12 protein-coding genes and 1 tRNA gene are annotated in these 17,224 nt (G+C 39.6%); 9 read left to right on the top strand and 4 right to left on the bottom strand.

The window, feature by feature from the left end; genetic code table 11:
* Positions 1-119 precede the first annotated feature (119 nt).
* The 9 genes from PNK_RS09140 (at position 120) to PNK_RS09095 (ending at position 13,266) form a co-directional block, all read left to right on the top strand.
* On the top strand, positions 120-1,676 hold the full coding sequence (locus PNK_RS09140; protein WP_079992890.1) for a S10 family peptidase: 1,557 nt from the start codon (positions 120-122) through the stop codon (positions 1,674-1,676).
* Positions 1,677-1,735: 59 nt separating this feature from the next.
* Positions 1,736-1,808: transfer RNA gene (locus tag PNK_RS09135), tRNA-Ile, on the top strand.
* Between the two features lie 156 nt (positions 1,809-1,964).
* Positions 1,965-2,723: a tyrosine-type recombinase/integrase gene (locus PNK_RS09130; protein ID WP_059061637.1), complete on the top strand. Its 759-nt coding sequence runs from the start codon at positions 1,965-1,967 to the stop codon at positions 2,721-2,723.
* Between the two features lie 302 nt (positions 2,724-3,025).
* The gene (locus PNK_RS09125) at positions 3,026-3,859 is read left to right on the top strand and encodes a nucleotidyl transferase AbiEii/AbiGii toxin family protein (RefSeq protein WP_231909241.1); all 834 of its coding nucleotides are present in this window, start codon (positions 3,026-3,028) and stop codon (positions 3,857-3,859) included.
* A gap of 123 nt (positions 3,860-3,982) precedes the next feature.
* Positions 3,983-5,422 (top strand): SDR family oxidoreductase, encoded by a 1,440-nt coding sequence (locus tag PNK_RS09120; protein WP_059061635.1) that lies wholly within the window; start codon positions 3,983-3,985, stop codon positions 5,420-5,422.
* Positions 5,423-5,489: 67 nt separating this feature from the next.
* Positions 5,490-5,969, top strand: coding sequence for a TspO/MBR family protein (locus tag PNK_RS09115; RefSeq protein WP_059061633.1), 480 nt, complete (start codon positions 5,490-5,492; stop codon positions 5,967-5,969).
* Between the two features lie 1,334 nt (positions 5,970-7,303).
* A complete protein-coding gene (locus PNK_RS09110) occupies positions 7,304-8,548 on the top strand; it encodes a GNAT family N-acetyltransferase (protein ID WP_059061631.1) in 1,245 nt (414 codons plus the stop codon).
* Positions 8,549-9,418: 870 nt separating this feature from the next.
* The gene (gene treZ, locus PNK_RS09100) at positions 9,419-11,272 is read left to right on the top strand and encodes a malto-oligosyltrehalose trehalohydrolase (protein WP_059061628.1); all 1,854 of its coding nucleotides are present in this window, start codon (positions 9,419-9,421) and stop codon (positions 11,270-11,272) included.
* On the top strand, positions 11,269-13,266 hold the full coding sequence (locus tag PNK_RS09095; protein WP_197560207.1) for an amylo-alpha-1,6-glucosidase: 1,998 nt from the start codon (positions 11,269-11,271) through the stop codon (positions 13,264-13,266). Before treZ ends, PNK_RS09095 begins: the two co-directional genes overlap by 4 nt.
* A 13-nt stretch (positions 13,267-13,279) precedes the next feature.
* Here the strand turns inward: PNK_RS09095 and PNK_RS09090 are convergent, their stop codons facing one another.
* The 4 genes from PNK_RS09090 to PNK_RS09075 all read right to left on the bottom strand — a co-directional run bounded on the left by PNK_RS09090 (position 13,280) and on the right by PNK_RS09075 (position 17,211).
* On the bottom strand, positions 13,280-15,280 hold the full coding sequence (locus PNK_RS09090; RefSeq protein ID WP_059061626.1) for a glycogen debranching protein: 2,001 nt from the start codon (positions 15,278-15,280) through the stop codon (positions 13,280-13,282).
* 108 nt (positions 15,281-15,388) lie between these two features.
* Positions 15,389-16,141 (bottom strand): endonuclease VIII, encoded by a 753-nt coding sequence (locus PNK_RS09085; protein WP_059061624.1) that lies wholly within the window; start codon positions 16,139-16,141, stop codon positions 15,389-15,391.
* Between the two features lie 2 nt (positions 16,142-16,143).
* Complete coding sequence (locus tag PNK_RS09080; RefSeq protein WP_059061622.1) at positions 16,144-16,326, bottom strand: DUF6496 domain-containing protein; 183 nt, start codon at positions 16,324-16,326, stop codon at positions 16,144-16,146.
* A 24-nt stretch (positions 16,327-16,350) separates the two neighbouring features.
* On the bottom strand, positions 16,351-17,211 hold the full coding sequence (locus PNK_RS09075) for an SDR family oxidoreductase (RefSeq protein ID WP_059061621.1): 861 nt from the start codon (positions 17,209-17,211) through the stop codon (positions 16,351-16,353).
* Positions 17,212-17,224: the final 13 nt, after the last annotated feature.

The following is a 17,224-nucleotide window of genomic DNA, read 5'->3' as shown; positions in this document are numbered from 1 at the left end:
AGGAGGTCATTTTTCGACTCATTTTGGCGTAGAGAAGCTGGCAAAAGAAAAAGCATTGCAATAGACTGATTTCGATAAAGACTTTAGAGAACAAGCTTACATGGGAGTTGAGAGAGGGAATGCGAACAAAACTAGGCTACTTATTATCCTGTTTAAGTCTCTGGCTTATGCCTTTGACTGGTGCAGAAGAGAAAAAAGCAGAGACGAAAGTCGAGACAGAGTCTAAGTGTGCGGTTCAAGAGGTTTTTTCCGAAACAGCGCATGAGGTTGTGGTTGATGGAAAGTCAATCTCCTATAAAGCCATTGCCGGTACATTGCTTCTAAAAGACGATAAGTGCGATCCCAAAGCCAGTCTATTTTTCATCAGTTATACTAAAGATGGGGTCGATGATTTAAGCCAAAGGCCTGTAACCTTTTGCTTTAATGGGGGGCCTGGCTCTTCCTCTGTTTGGCTTCATATGGGCACCTTTGGACCCAAAAGAGTAGCCTTGACTGATAACGGTGACGCTTTGCCTCCTTATCACCTTGTTGATAATGAATTTTCGATCTTGGATGTGACCGATTTGGTTTTTATCGATCCTGTCTCGACTGGATATAGCCGGGCCATTCCGGCTGATACGGCAAAAGACTACCATGGCGTCGAAGAAGACATAAAATCGGTTGCAGAGTTTATCAGGCTCTATATTACCCGCTACAATCGGTGGGAGTCGCCAAAGTTTATTGCAGGGGAAAGCTATGGCACGACGCGGGCGGCAGGTCTTGCTGGATACTTACACGACCAATATTATGTGAATGTCAATGGCCTTGTTCTGGTCTCTTCGGTACTCAATTTTCAATCCATCGACTTTAGCGTTGGCAATGATCTTTCTTATCTACTCTTTTTGCCAAGTTATACGGCGACAGCCTGGTACCATAAAAAGCTTCCTGCCGATTTGCAGAATGCATCTTTGGATGAAGTGCTCAAGCAGGCACGCGATTTTGTAACCGATGACTATTCGACAGCCCTTTTTAAGGGTGACTTGCTGACTTCGGAGCAGCGCAAAAACATGGTTCAGAAACTGGCGCGCTTTACAGGTTTGACTCCTGATTACATTGAGCGCAGCAACTTGCGCATCGATATGATGCGCTATGCAAAAGAGCTCTTACGCACCCAACGGCGCACCGTTGGTCGTTTTGACAGTCGTTTTCAGGGAATCGATATCGATGCCGTAGGGGAGTATTTTGAGTATGATCCCAGTGCAGATGCCATCTTTGGGGCCTTTACAGCCACTTTTAATCACTATGTTCGGACAGACCTTAAGTGGGAGAAAGACACGCACTACAAAATATTGACGAATGTCCAGCCTTGGAAGTATGGGAATGGGAATCAATATTTAAATGTGGCTGAGAATTTGCGCAGTGTAATGACGAAAAATCCTTACATGCGGGTATTTGTGGCTAATGGATACTATGATTTGGCGACTCCTTTTTTTGCGACGGAGTATACTTTTAATCATTTGGGATTGGATCCTTCTTTTCCGGGTCATGTGACGATGACCTATTATGATGCGGGGCACATGATGTACATTTATCGTCCGGCTTTGATTCAATTGAAGAGAGATCTTGCACAGTACTATCTGAAGACACTTGAGAGTCAGGAAGAGGCGGAAAAGAGCGGCGATCAGATTCGTCGCTAGAAAGTGTTGATTTTTGTTGAGCGAAAGTGGTATGGTATTAGGTACCACAATTCAATTATGGGGCAATAGCTCAGTGGTTAGAGCAGCGGACTCATAACCCGCTGGTCGTAGGTTCAAATCCTACTTGCCCCACTCTTTTCTAAGCACTTATGAGCACGAATTAGCTTGAATGAATAACAATATTCAAGTTAAAATTTGTCATTGCGGTGCAATGACGGTGCAGTAAAAAACAATCTTAACGCACACCATCCAACCGCTCGAACCCAACATAATCAAAGGTTTGAGCACATGGCGTCTATATTTAAACGCAAAAATAAAGACGGGACGACGCATTGGCGCGCTGTCATTCGTGTTAAGGGCTATCCGACTGTCTGCAACCATTTTGCTCGTAAGCAAGAAGCTGACGACTGGGCAATCGATGTAGAAAGACAGATCAAGCAAGGACAGTTCAATTTTAGCAAGCATAAGAATCAGCATACTTTTTCTGAGCTTGTCGATCATTTCATCAACAATGGTGCTCTTGAACATCACCGCTCAGCTAAGGATTCCCTTCGTCATTTAAATTATTGGCGCGAACGCTTAGGCAATTACGCTCTTGTCCACTTGACGCCCGAGCGACTGGGTAAAGAAAGGCTATTGTTAATAGAGACGCCGACTAATAGAGGAGAAAAACGCTCCTCTGCGACCGTCAATCGCTACATGGCGACCTTGTCGTCAGTCTTGAGCTATGCCTGTAGGCAGCTTCGTTGGATTGATGATAACCCCTGTTTTAATTTGATTAAGCTTAAGGAAAACCCTGGAAGAGATCGCGTCTTAACTCAAGAAGAAGTGCAGCGCTTAATGGCGGCTTGTCGTCAAAGCCGCAATGGTTATTTATATTGCATTGTTCTTTTGGCGTTTACAACTGGAATGAGACAAGGCGAAATTTTAAGCCTAACATGGAATCAAATTGATTTTGACAACAAGCTCGCTCATCTCAAAGAAACGAAGAATGGCACGCCACGCAGCGTCCCTCTTGTAGAGGCTGTCATTGATGAATTACGATAACATTGGATTGGGATTCGGCATGGAACTTCGGCTCGAAGTAACCGTCAAATTAAAATCGTTCGCTTTCGTGACCTTAATTTAGGCAAAATTGAAATCGAATTAGAAGGAACGCGTATTCCAATTTTTGATCGGGAGCGCACAATTATAGACGCTTTTCGTCTCCTCAGTCGAGAAACTGCTATTAAAGCTTTGAAGTCAGCCATAGGACAAGGCGGAAAAAACTGCATCGATCTAATAAAGCTTGAAGCATATGCTAAAAAGCTTCAATTCGACATTTCACTATATTCACTAAGTTTAACCACATGATAAATGAACAAGCCCTCAAAGATAGACTTCAAACCATTGCCAAAGAAAAGGAAATCCCTTTCAACGCTTGCTGGAAACAACTTCTTCTAGAAAGATTTCTAGCAAGACTAGCGAGGTCATCTCACATCGATAAGTTCATATTCAAAGGCGGATTTCTGCTTTCTTACATGATGAAAATAGGCAGGGAAACAGTAGATCTTGATTTTCTTTTAACGCGCATGAATGCCGAGGTAAAAGGGCTTCAAGAAGTTTTCGAAGATATTGTATCGATATCATTAAACGATGGATTCACCTTTTCCTTTGAAAGCATAGAATTACTTTCTCAACCACATATGGAATATCCTGGATATCGCACACTTTTCAAAGCCTCTTTTGCCAAGATGAAAGATAAAATCCATGTGGATATTGGCGTTGGAGATGTGGTAGAACCAGAGAATCTAGAAATTAAGCTTTTTGAATATCGTGGAAAGCTATTTTTTGAGGAATCAATTTCTCTTTTAGTCTATCCTATCGAAACAATTTTTGCAGAAAAACTAGAGATCGTGCTTTCAAAGGGTTCTAGAAATAGCCGTATGAAGGATTTTCATGATTTGCTTTTACTTTTACGTGATAAAGGCTTGCAAACTTCTAAAAAACTATCTGAAAATGTCCAAAAGACATTTGAAAATCGGGGAACAATGCTAAAACCCATACAGTTTGATGAGTCAGGTCATCTAGCTCTCCAACGACTTTGGACTGCGCATCTTCAAGGGTTTGGCGATGTAGCTAAAGAACTTGAGCTACCAGAAAGCATAGAAACTGTTATTAAAAAAATTAATTATTTCTTTTGATAGAATATTTTTTGTTTGGCCTAAAAAACTATTCAAGTTACGTGGGCTTTGTACATCTAATGGCAAAGCGTCAATAAGAATTTTACGTCGCAATGAAATCAAGAGAGAAATAGGGATGCATCTATGGCAAAGATTTTAATAACCGGAGCAAATGGATTTGTAGGGAAAAGACTTATTGTTGACCTCTTGAATCAAGGGCATCAAATTTACGCTTTGTGCCGCATTAAAGGCACTAAAGTTTTTACTGAAGACCAGTCCAATCTACACTATATTTGGGGAGACTTAAGAAATCCTGAAACTTTAAAAGAAATTCCCATTGATATTGATGCTGCTTATTATCTTGTGCATTCTATGTCGGATATTGTCGGTAATTTAGTCGATACGGAAAAGCAAGTAGTAGACCAATTCCTACTAGGTGTGAAACATTCACACATTAAGCAAATTATTTATCTAGGAGGAATTGTTAATGATGAAAAAAAGCTATCCCCTCATCTCAAATCAAGACTATTAGTGGAAGAAACACTTAAGGACAGCGGGATTCCTTATACAGTTTTACGTGCCAGCATCATTATTGGGGCAGGCAGTGCATCTTTCGAAATTATTAGGGATTTGTGCGAAAAATTACCCATAATGATTGCTCCAAAATGGGTTAACTCCTTATGTCAGCCTATTGCAATAGGGGATGTCCTTTTTTATCTTTCTAGGGTGCTTCTCAATGAAAAATGCATGAATAAGACTTTTGACATTGGTGGTCCTGAAGTTTTTACATTTAAGGGTGTAATGTTGAAGTACTCGGAATTTCGAAATCTTAAAAGATGGATAATAAATGTTCCGGTCCTTACCCCTCGCTTATCCAGTTACTGGTTGGTTTTTATTACGTCGGTTCGCTACTCGCTTTGTGCTTACTTAGTAGAAAGTATGAAAACAAGCACTGTTGTCCAAAAGGATCAAATAAAAGAAACCATTCCTCATCTTTGTTTAACATTCCTTGAAGCCCTGGAATTAGCTTTTCAAAAGATTTCGCAAAATGAAGTTGTTTCAAGTTGGATGGATTCATGGGAAATTCGAGACACTAATCCGGATATTGAAAATTATATTCAGGTTCCAGTTGAAGGCTGTCTAAAAGATGAAAAAAAAGTCATAATCAAGGATTCAAAAGTAGCTGCTATCGAGAGGATTTGGCGAATTGGGGGAAGTAATGGTTACTGGGCTATGAATTGGGCTTGGCATTTGCGGGGGTTTTTTGATCGAATGATTGGAGGCGTAGGCTTAAATAGAGGGAGAAGACATCCTTTTGAATTACAAGTCGGAGATTCGATAGATTTTTGGAGGGTAATTGTTGCTGATAAAGATAAAGGTAATTTAATTCTATATGCTGGTATGAAACTCCCGGGGGAGGCTTGGCTTGAATTTTATACGAAACAAGAAGGTGAGAAGTGGTTTCTTATTCAAACAGCTACTTTTCGCCCTAAAGGTATTTTAGGACGTTTATATTGGTATGCTCTCGTTCCTTTTCATTTCTTTATCTTTCAGAAAATGGCAAACGCTTTAGCAGGCAGTTAAATAAAATTTACTTCGTCGTTTGGAAACATGAAGAAAGGGAACAGCTATAAAAAATAAGGAATGTTAAGTGAAACAAAAATATGCAAAAACTTCATTATTCGTTTTTATTATTCTTTGCCTGGCAGTTGAGATCGGGGCTAGTTACTGGACAAATCTAAGTGTGTCAACGTGGTATCCCTCATTAATTAAGCCTTCATGGACTCCTCCAGGGTGGCTTTTTGGTCCTATTTGGACCATTCTCTATTTGATGATAGCGATTTCTGGCTGGCTGATATTTACAGCAGAATATTCTTCACGGAGGACTATTGCTTTAATGTTTTACGGAACCCAACTTACGCTAAATTTACTCTGGTCATTTCTGTTTTTTTCTTTGAAGAGTCCTGTCCTAGGATTGATAGATATTCTTCTCTTATCTTTATTGATTATTTTAACCATCTTTAGTGCGTGGTCTGTGCGCCGCTTAGCAGCTATCTTGCTAATCCCTTATTTAATTTGGGTTATTTATGCAACATCACTTAATGCTAAAATCTGGCTACTCAATGTTTGATATCACACGGCTCACACGGCTGTGTTGAAAAATTCATTTTGAGCCAGCCTCATGTATTAGGGTTCTTCATCAATTTTGAGTTACTCATCTTCAAGGTCTTGGAGAGGTAGCCAAAGAACTTGATCTACCAGAAAGCATGGAAACTGTTATTGAAAAAATTAATTCTTTCTTTTGATAGAGGATATTTTTGTTTGGCTTAAAAACTATTCAAGTTATCTTAGGTTCAAAATAGGGAGCTGTTCCACAGCTCTCTAAATTTATCTACTTGCTTTGAGCATAAGATTTTATTAACTTACTACCCTTCTTTGTTAGCTAAACGTGAGGTGCAACAATTTTCGTCTTAAGGAGGATTGTTCACTTTACTAATTTTTCCAAAACCTTTCATAAAGTCATTAGGTAAAAATTTAAAAAAAGTGTCTATATAAGCCTTCTTATATAGATCGTTTGCAATATATAATATTTTAAGTGATCATCAACAGGCATTAGCATTCGACATCAACAAATGCTAAATTACGACAAAAATCAGTATTAATTTATTAATTCTGAACAAGTTATCATATCGATAACTTTTATAGAAATTAGGTTTTTAATGACAAATTCAGGAATGAGAATTGGCGATATTGGAGCCATGATTAGCAATATAAATAATATTCAGCAGCAAGGACTGCATTAATGGTTGAGCTACGTATGCGACTTATTGGGAACTTAGCCACCTCTTAAGACACAAACTCATGGATCTTGTTGATACCTTTAAAAAAATAATCCTAAGAAGAAGCAGATTTCAGATAACTATTGGAATTGTCATCTTTCATATCTTGATGATACAATTGTTAAGGTTTTTAAAAATCAATTAGACAATATTGAACTTCAAAAGTTAGATGGATTTGGGAAATTGAGAAACAAGGCTTCATTTTACATAATCTGCGCGACACACCAGAAACACACTTGTCCCTATTTGGGTTCATAAAAACCAGTAATCCACAGTTGAATGAAAGAAGTAAAAAAGCTACTCTATTGCTGTGAACAACGATTGAGTACTGACAGTGGTGCAAAAATCAACGGTCTCATAACCCGCTGGTCGTAGGTTCAAGTCTAAGTTGCCTCACTTTTTTAACTCGTTCAAAATCAATAGTTTTTGTTTTGACATACTTGCCATTCACACCTGTTTAATCTATGACAATACAGTTTATTTTGAACGATTTAGACTGAACTGCAAATCCATTTTTGCTATTATTCGCTTTTAAAATGAAATCAAGAAACTTGTCTCTTCTAGCTCTTCATGTGGCTATTGCGATGACAAGGCAAGCTAACAGACTCAAATTCAAGGAAGAGGCGTGCACCAAGTAATAGAGCATCAAGGAAACAAATTTTTTATTGGGCTCGAATTGAGAACTAATAATGAAGAATGCTCTTTGGCTATGCCAGCTCACAAGGAGAGATTCTTTAAAGAGAAGATTCTTTCGAAAATTCCAAACAAAACGAGCGGGGATATCCTCGCGCTTTATACCAACTACGAAGGAGATTATACAAAGCCCTATTCGTGGATTCTTGGATGTGAAGTTTCTAGTTTGGAACACGTGCCTGAAGGGCTTGTAGGAAAAATGATTCCCCAATCAAAATATGCTGTTTACACAACTAAAGGGGAGTTTCCACAAGGGTTAATTGCAGCATGGCAAGATATATGGAAATCGAGCTTACCCAGATCTTACACAACCGATTTTGAAGTGTATCCCAGTGATTTCGATCCCCAACACAAGCCAGAAGTAAAAGTTTACATTTCAATAGAAGATGCTCTTTTAAAATCTGTGCTACAAGGCCGATTTGATACTTTCCGTTCAGGTTCTATTTGCAGTCCATTACCTGAAGCTGATTTTAAAGACACGAGCCAAAATTCTCTCTACGCTTGGGGAATGGATTATGTTTGTGGCAACGGAGTTATGGAAAAAAACATAGACCGCATCCCAACAGAAGAAGAAATTGATCTAGCAATTCAGTATTTTTCTGCCAAAAATCTCCCTTTTATGTGGTGGACGTCTGCAAAAACTTTAGAAACAAGAGGCTTTCAATTTGGTGGCATTCTTACTGGAATTGCGCTTGATATTTCTCAAGGAGTTCCCTCTACGTTACCGGCCTCACCCAACTTGACAATTCAGATTGTACAAACGGAATCTGAGCTTAAAGTGTTTACCGATCTTGCAGCAGACGCCTTTGCGATGAATCCTAAGGCAACTGAACAATGGCTAGTCCTGAATGACGCAGTCATGAGACAAGGCGAACAGGTACATTTTATGGCTTATTTGGATGGGGTTCCGGTCGGAACGGCGACTCTTTCAGTATCTTCGTCGTCAGCTGGAATTTGGAACCTGGCAACCTTGCTGCAGCAGCGAAAGCATGGCATTGGTGGGGCTCTTGTGCATGCAGCACTTCTGGAAGCAAAGAAACGTCAATATGCACAGGTGATGGCTATTTTGATGCCAAAAGGTTTAGCATGGGGACTTTTTACAAAATTAGGCTTTCAAGCAGTTTGTGAATTTCCATTCTATATCTACGGTGTTTCTGCGGAAGAGCTGGAGAAATAAGCTATATGATAATCTGCTGGGACTAAGGCTCAAAGCGGCACAGTTCGCCCCCAACAAATCACAGTAATTAATCATCATCTTGTCATAGCTCATGCTCCATTTAGATACGGTAGCATGAGCTATGGCAATTCATACACGTATTCAAAAAATGGCATCGTTAGATATCGAGTAATGATCCAAATAGGATCTCTCCTGTCTTAAAAAAGACGAGCATCAATTTTTTTGGAACCGTTCAAGCAGAGACGCTCTTTTTGATTATCACTTAAGTTTTCTAACTTCTTAAAGCAAAAGGAAATCCCTTGACGATATAAAATTATTTTTTTAAAGTCAGATAGAAGGGTTAAACTCCTAAAAAACCGGGGGATTTTACTAATCATTCTGCATCACTCTTTTATATTAAAAATTGCTCACTAAATGCTAGTGCTATAGGAGATTGAGCAAGTTCTTTAGAATGGCGCGATAAGCTGGCGATGGTAAGTGAGGTGTTTGTATTATCATTTTTTGGGCCTTGCATGAATTCTAAACATATCCATCACCAACTTCATAATGATTTTGCCAATTCGGCTTTCCATGGACCACATGATAATGTCTTTGGGACATTCCTGTCTTATTTTTATCTGATTCCCACTGCACGATTAAGGCGCTGTAGCGCGCTTCAGATATCGTGATTCAACATCGATCAAAGACGAAGGTCTTTGGGAGCGTAAGCTTGTGATGAAGGCAAGTGTGGAATCAGATTGCAGGTTGTTAATCACTACACTGGATTGCTTGTCGATATACTTGGCATAAGAATAAAAATTAATAAGACTCTTAAGGATAGCCATGCATAAGTAAAATATTATCTTAGCTATATTGCAACGGGAAATAAAAATGAAAAGACGCTTTCCAGTAGGGGCAGAATATTCGAAATACAGCACAAGTTTTCGCGTTTGGGCTCCCGACAGGAAAAAAATTGTTTTATTTTTTGATGACGAATCTAAATCGTCTTTTAAAATGAATAAGGAGAGTGGAGGATATTTTTCTTTAGAGGTAGAAGATGTCAAAGTTGGAAAATGGTATTACTTTCAACTGGACAATGAAGAAAAGTTATACCCCGATCCTGCATCCCGTTATCAACCAGAGGGCATTAACGGCCCTTCAGAGGTCATTAATCCTCATTTTTCTTGGACGGATGCCCAATGGGAAGGATTGGACTTGCCGGGGCAAATTATCTATGAAATCCATATCGGGACATTTACTCAAGAAGGGACATTTAAAGCTGCCTCAGAACGTCTTAAATACCTAGCTGAATTGGGAATTACACTAATTGAAATCATGCCTATCAATGAATTCCCTGGGAGTTTCGGTTGGGGGTATGAAGGGATCTATTTCTATGCTCCTTATCATTTGTATGGTTCTCCAAGCGACGTCAAAGCATTTATCAATAGTGCTCACCAGTTAGGCATCGGGGTCATTCTGGATGTCGTCTATAATCATTTTGGACCCGAAGGAAGTAATTTCTCTAAATTTTCTAAAGACTACTTCAATCCTGATAAGATCACGGAATGGGGAGAGGCTCTTAATTTTGAGCATCCTTCTTCGAAAGAATATTTTGTCGCAAATGCGCGTTATTGGATTGAAGAGTTCCACTTTGATGGTTTGCGCGTTGATGCCACGCCCTGGATTTTTTGCAGTACAAAGCCGCATGTCCTTTTTGAGATCACCCGAACGGTAAAAGAAATAAAGCCGAAAAGAAAAAGAATTATCATTGGCGAAAGTGAAACGCAAGATGTGACCTTGTTACAGTCCCATCAAAAAAATGGGTATGAATTTGACGGTTTATGGAACGATGATTTCCATCACACCGCTTGCGTGAGGCTGAAAGGAAGAAGGGAAGCCTATTACACCGATTATTTAGGAAGCCCTCAAGAATTCATTTCTTCCTTGAAATATGGTTTTCTATACCAAGGGCAATACTACGCCTGGCAAAAGAAAAACCGAGGGAAATTCGACCTGTCGCTTCCTTATTCTTCGATCATCATTTTTTTAGAAAGCCATGATCAAATTGCAAATTCGGCAGACGGGAAAAGATTATACCAACTGTGCGATTATGGGAACTTCAAGGCTCTTTCTTGTTTAATGCTTTTAGGTCCTAATACCCCTATGTTATTTCAAGGGCAAGAATATGGATCAACTGCTCCATTTTATTATTTTGCCGATCATGACGATCATCTAAATGATCTAATTCAGAAAGGGAGAAGAGAATTTCTTTCTCAATTTCCATCCATGGCCAATAAAGAAGCGCACAGAAATTTGCAAAAGCCTTCCGATCCCTTAGCCTTCACCAGATCGAAATTGGATTTCAGTGAAAAAGATAAAAATGTCGAACATTATGCTATGTATAAGGATTTAATCAATCTTCGTAAAACTGATGACGTTTTTAGTGCGATGGACTCTATCCTCATTGATGGAGCTGTTTTAAGTGCAGATGCTTTCCTAATCCGCTATTTTGGAAATGAATATAATGACCGGCTATTGATAGTCAATTTTGGATCTGATCTCAATTTTAATCCTGCGCCCGAGCCCCTAATTGTTGCTGGCGAGGGACTGCAATGGGAAATTATTTGGTCCAGCGAATCCTTTATCTATGGAGGTGTTGGAACACCACCGATCAACAATCCCTATTGGAAAATTCCTGGCCACTCTGCAATCGTTCTAAAGGCTGTTCAAGAGAGGAATAAGTGAAAGGACAAACCTGCAAAATAAATTCGAATACGCCTCATGACATTTTTTATGAAGAATGGCTAGTGACAAATGGCCTGGGAGGCTTTGCTTGTGGGACAATCGGGGGCACTTTGCAAAGAAAATATCATGCCTTATTAAATGCTTCCTTAAAATCTCCTCTTGGTCGTACTGTCATGCTCAACTATGCCCTTGAGGCTATAATTTTACCCGACAGACGGGAAATCCCACTTACAATACTGAGATCAAAGGATGCTGCCTATGAATTTCCCGATAGTCTGGTAGAATTTAAATTTGAGAATAACATGCCTACCTGGAGCTATCAAATAGAAGACATCCAATTGGAGAAAACTCTCTGGATGCCTTATTTGCAAAATAGTGTCTATATACGTTATGCGATTATTGCTTGTGACGGACCTGTCATTCTAAAATGGAGGCCATTCTTGCATTTTAGAGGCCTGGAGCAATCTGTCAAGATTCATTCCGATTACGCTTATAGCGTAAATACAAGTAATGAGGGATATGAAATTAAAAGCGAGACCGATTTTCCGACCCTAAGAATTTTAAATGACCATCATGCGTCTTTTACAGTAGATCTTCAACGAGTTGAAAACGTTTATTATGAAATTGAAGAAAAAAGAGGCTATGACTTTTTAGGGCCTCTTAGCAGTCCTGGATATTTTACAGTGACTTTAAATGCAGGAGAGAAAACTTGCTTTATAGCTTCTACGGAGGAATGGAGCACAGTTTTGGCAATGACATGCGAAGAAGCTATCATTGCCGAAAGGCAGCGGCAAAAAAGCCTCTTTAAAGAAGCCACGGCCCTCTCTTATTCTAGTACTGCTCATAAATTGATACTAGCGGCCGATCAGTTTATCATCACCCCAATAAGCCGCGAAGCTGACATTGTACGTTTAAAAGCCAGCGGAGAGGAGAGTCGTTCAATAGTCGCTGGGTACCCTTGGTTTACTGACTGGGGCAGAGACACGATGATCTCTCTTGAAGGATTAACATTGGTGACAGGAAGAGCATCTATTGCCCACGCGATATTGGGGACATTTGCCCATTATATAAAAGATGGACTTATTCCAAATATGTTCCCCGAAGGCCAAAATAAGGGTCTTTATCACACTGCTGACGCAACATTATGGTTTTTTCACGCCGTAGACCGGTATATGTCATACACTGAAGATGAAGCCTTTTTGCAGTCTATGCTGCCTAAATTCCAGCAAATAATTAATCATCACATTCAAGGAACCCGTTTTGGCATTAAGATGGATGGAGATGGGCTCTTAATTCAAGGGCAAGAAGGATATCAATTAACTTGGATGGATGCAAAAGTAGAAAATTGGGTGGTCACACCGCGTCGAGGCAAGGCTGTAGAGATTAACGCATTATGGTATAACGCTTTAAAATTAATGGAGAAGTGGACTGGAAAAACAAGCGATCTTGCAAAACTGTGTTTTGAGTCTTTCAATGGCCGCTTTTGGTTTTCTGAGGGCGGCTACTTGTATGATGTTATTGAAGGAGAAAAAGGGAATGACTCTTCCCTTAGGCCTAATCAGATATTTTCAATTTCATTGCAATTTCCTGTGTTAAAAAATGAGTATTGGAAGCCTGTTGTCGATGCTGTGAAAAGGGAATTAGTGACAGATTATGGTTTAAGGACTTTATCTCCGCGAGATCCTGACTTTAAAGCTTATTATGATGGAGATCTTTGGGCTAGAGATGCGGCTTATCATCAAGGCACTGTATGGCCATGGTTAATCGGCCCTTTTATTGACGCTTGGTTAAAAGTTTATCCCCAAGATAAAGAGTCTTGCCGTTTTTTGGATACGTTAGAGAAGCATATCGATGAAAATTGCATTGGTACTATTGGAGAAATTTTCGATGCTGCTGACCCCTATCACGCTCGCGGCTGTTTTGCGCAGGCGTGGAGCGTTGCTGAGTTTTTAAGGGCTTACGTTAAATTGCATCCTGAATATAAAAATCGGTGAAAGGGAGTGAGAATCACTGGTTTTGCAAAATGATTGAACTGTAGGGAGCTAGTTGAATGCTATTTGAGGGCAGTTTTTCTTCAATTTCATAAAAGTCCTTTGGAGAGGGGAGGCTAGTGTTGATCAGCCAACGCCAGCTACGATTATTACCTGCAGAAGGAACTTCAACCGTTTGAGAAAGATCCGAGGCATTGAAAGCCAGATATAGTTCTGGTCCATCAGCCCCCTGCAGGGTCAAGGCTAAAAGACGGTTATCATTTTCCCAATCAGGATTGTCGACTTCGAGGCCATGCCATCTCACTTCCTTATCAGTCAAAAAGTGATCCTGTTTTAAAAGAGGAGATGTCTTTCTAAAATTGATGAGTTTTTTAAAAAAATGAAAAAAATCTTTTTGTTCTGAAAGGCGGTCCCACAAAAACCAATTGATTTCATTATCTTGACACCAAGGATTATTGTTCCCTTTGCGGCTATGTGCATATTCATCTCCCATCCATAGCATGGGGATTCCTTGTGAAACCATAAGAGCGACAAGAAAATTGCGCATCTGCTTATTTCTTAAGGCAACAATTTCTTTATTGTCGCTTGGCCCTTCAATACCACAATTCCAGGTGTCATGATGGTCAACGCCATCAACATTATTTTCCCCATTTTCCTTATTATGCTTTTCATTATAACTTACAACATCTGCTAAGCTGAACCCATCATGACAAGTAATGTAATTGATACTGCAATGGGGAGAACTTGTGAAAATATCAGGAGTCCCGCATAAGGCTCCAGCAAAACTTTTTTTATAGTTTGGAGAGCCTTTAATGAAATGGCGAACGACATTTTGAAATTTGCCATTCCATTCGGACCAAAGCATGTTTGTAGAGGCGAACTTTCCTAAGTGATAAAGGCCTCCTGAATCCCAAGGTTCGGCAATTAACTTCTTAGATGCAAGGACAGGATCGGTAGAAAGCAGTTCCATGATAGGAGCATTCTCCATGGGGGAGCCATCTCGGTCGCGATTAAATATGGATGCGAGGTCAAATCTGAAACCGTCGATGTGGTATTCAGTCACCCAATGCCGTAAAACAGAAATGATGAATTCCCTTGAATTGGGATGATTACAATTAAATGTATTGCCGCACCCAGAAAAATTTAAGTACATATTTTCCGGGTTAATCAAGTAATAAGCATGCGCATCGAGGGCTTTAAATGACATTGCAGGCCCTTTTTCATTTCCTTCTGAAGTGTGGTTAAAAGCGACATCTAGGATGACTTCAATGTGATTTTGATGTAATTCTTTTACCAGTGCTTTCAACTCTTGCCCGGCTTTATTCCCACTTGAATGACTTGCATAACGATTCATGGGGCTAAAAAAATTAACTGTTGAGTAGCCGAAATAATTATGCAATTTTTGCTGTGTCCGCGGATTCGAGTTGAGCACATCCTCCTCGCAAAATTCCTGAATGGGCATCAGCTCCACAGCATTAATTCCCAATTCTATAAGATGGGGGATTTTTTCTATGATTCCTTTAAATGTACCGGGAGCCTTGGATTTACTGCTCGCATGCGCTGTAAATCCTCTAACATGCATTTCGTAGATGATAAGGTCTTTTTTAGGAATATTGGGAGCTTTATCGTTTCCCCAGTCAAAAGTTTCTTTGAAGGCTTTACCGATGGGCCTATAACTCAGCTTTTCTCTAGAATGCGTGTGCCATTTAGGATCACTTAAAACCCATTTTGCATAAGGGTCTAAAATCGGTTCTAATTCACTATCTGAAGAGTCTCTTTTGATTTGATAAGCGTATCCAAATACGTCAGGAAGATCTTTAATAAAAGCATGCCAAATTGTGCCGCTTTTATTTGTAAGCGGATCTAGCACAAATCTATCTATGATTTTTAATGGCTCGGTATCTGCATAGATGCAAAGGGTCATTGTATCTGCCCCTTTGCAATGTATGGCAAAATTAACTCCGCCATCGCATATTGTAGCCCCCAAGGGAAAACATTGGCCTGGAGCAATTTTCATGCAGCTGATCTCTTTTTATCTTTTTTTGCTTATAGCAGATTCGGCATTGTTTGAATTTTTTATTTGCAATGAATGGGGAATCTTCTTATTTCGCTGGAAATAGAGTGGCTATTTCTGACATTTGGGGCAAAAAAAGCTTATTCTTTCCCTCTTCCCTGTCTTTTTTCTACAAATCTTTTCTCCACACTGAGGACAAAGACTCTTTCGGTAAATTCTATAATGCTTTTTCAAAACAAATTGCTTTCTCCATTCGTAAAATTGAAGGGAAAAGTCTTTAGTTGTTTTTACGATTTTCTGCAAAAGCGGATTGGACATGTCCTTGATGACAGTTATAGGCTTCCTTCTCACTAAAAAAAGAACTTCGTTTTTTATAATATTTCCTACGCCCGAAAAAATGCCCTGATCTAGCAAAACATCTGCTATCTCCTCTTCTTGATGCTTTTTTAAAGCCTTCAATGCTTTTTTTGAATCCCATGCAGAAGACATAATATCGGTTGAAAAATCGTAAAGATTGCGGGCATGAGGCGTTTCGAGATACTTTAGAGAAGAGCTGTAGATGAGGATTTGGCCTTCTTCAAAAATTAGTGCAAGTCGCGGACTTATTCTTTTTTTAGGGTAGTCTCCTGTGATTTTTTGATCGTTTAGTATAGCTTCAAAGCTGCCATATAACAGAAAATGAACGCGCAAGGCAAACTCATCGAATTGAAAGACAAGGTGTTTACCCCATGAAAAGATATCCAAAACTCTCTTTTCAGCGAGTCTTTCTTTCCCTATTTTAGTGTTTCCTTCCACGGCCAAAATGACTTTTCCAACAAAAGGCGTCAACCATTCAGCTGCTAAATAAAGAGAGGGGCCTTCCAATTTTACCCGGTCTTTTTGGGAACTTTTGCCCCTTTTTTTCTAGCTTCTGAAAGACCGATTGCTATTGCCTGTTTTTTATCTGTCACTTTCTTATGGCTTTTTCCTGATTCCAGCTTGCCTTTTTTCATTTCATGCATCGCGTCTTTGACAGATTCTTGCGCCTTATCTCCATATTTTTTTGTCATAATAGACTTCCTGATTTGGTGAGTTTAAGCATTCACAATTTCTCCGCCATTGGGATGGAGAATCTGACCGGTCATATAGGATGAATCATCTGAAGCGAGAAAGACAAAACAAGATGCCACTTCTGCTGGTTCTCCAGCTCTTTTCATAGGGACATCTGAACCAAAAGTCTCTACCTTTTTGGGCGAAAATGTGGAGACTATCAAGGGTGTCCAAATGGGTCCAGGGGCGACTCCATTGACGCGTATTCCTTGTTCAATCAGTGAGAGGGCAAGTGATCGAGTAAAAGCGACTATCGCTCCTTTTGTTGAAGAATAGTCTAGAAGCTTTTCACTTCCTCTATAAGCTGTTACAGAGGTTGTATTAATAATAACCCCTTCCTGTTTTTTCAAATATTTCAAAGAAGCCTTAACCAATAAAAAATAGGAGAAAATATTGGTTCTAAATGTTTTTTCGAGTTGTTTTTCGGAAATTTTTTCTATTGAATCTTGGGGATGCTGTTCGGCTGCATTATTGACTAAAATATCCAAACGTCCAAAAAAATCAACAACAGATTTAACAACAGATTTGCAAAATTTCTCTTCGCCAATATCTCCTGGAAGCAGCAAGCATTTTCTCCCTTCCTTCTCTACAAGCCGTTTTGTCTCTTTTGCATCTGAATGTTCTTTGAGGTAAACGATCGCGACGTCTGCTCCTTCTTTAGCAAAGGCCACTGCTACAGCCTGTCCAATGCCGCTATCTCCACCGGTAATGATAGCAACTTTTTCTGACAATTTTAAAAAAGGAGAGTTCCTTTCTACTTCGGGTCTAGGCTGCATTTTAGTTTGTATGCCGGGAACTTTTTGTTTTTGTGGGGGGCGCTGCTTAGTTTTTTTTACTGCCTTCATGGACGCCTCTTTT

It is taken from the genome of Candidatus Protochlamydia naegleriophila (assembly GCF_001499655.1).
Taxonomy (GTDB): Bacteria; Chlamydiota; Chlamydiia; order Chlamydiales; family Parachlamydiaceae; genus Protochlamydia; species Protochlamydia naegleriophila.
Note: the sequence above shows the minus strand (reverse complement) of the source record. Positions and strands in the feature narration are given on the sequence as shown.

Excerpts from the sequence above, each read along its gene's own strand:
- PNK_RS09140 (WP_079992890.1), top strand. The coding sequence starts at position 120 with ATGCGAACAAAACTAGGCTACTTATTATCCTGTTTAAGTCTCTGGCTT.
- PNK_RS09130 (WP_059061637.1), top strand. The coding sequence starts at position 1,965 with ATGGCGTCTATATTTAAACGCAAAAATAAAGACGGGACGACGCATTGG.
- PNK_RS09125 (WP_231909241.1), top strand. The coding sequence starts at position 3,026 with ATGATAAATGAACAAGCCCTCAAAGATAGACTTCAAACCATTGCCAAA.
- PNK_RS09120 (WP_059061635.1), top strand. The coding sequence starts at position 3,983 with ATGGCAAAGATTTTAATAACCGGAGCAAATGGATTTGTAGGGAAAAGA.
- treZ (WP_059061628.1), top strand. The coding sequence starts at position 9,419 with ATGAAAAGACGCTTTCCAGTAGGGGCAGAATATTCGAAATACAGCACA.
- PNK_RS09090 (WP_059061626.1), bottom strand. The coding sequence starts at position 15,280 with ATGAAAATTGCTCCAGGCCAATGTTTTCCCTTGGGGGCTACAATATGC.
- PNK_RS09080 (WP_059061622.1), bottom strand. The coding sequence starts at position 16,326 with ATGACAAAAAAATATGGAGATAAGGCGCAAGAATCTGTCAAAGACGCG.
- PNK_RS09075 (WP_059061621.1), bottom strand. The coding sequence starts at position 17,211 with ATGAAGGCAGTAAAAAAAACTAAGCAGCGCCCCCCACAAAAACAAAAA.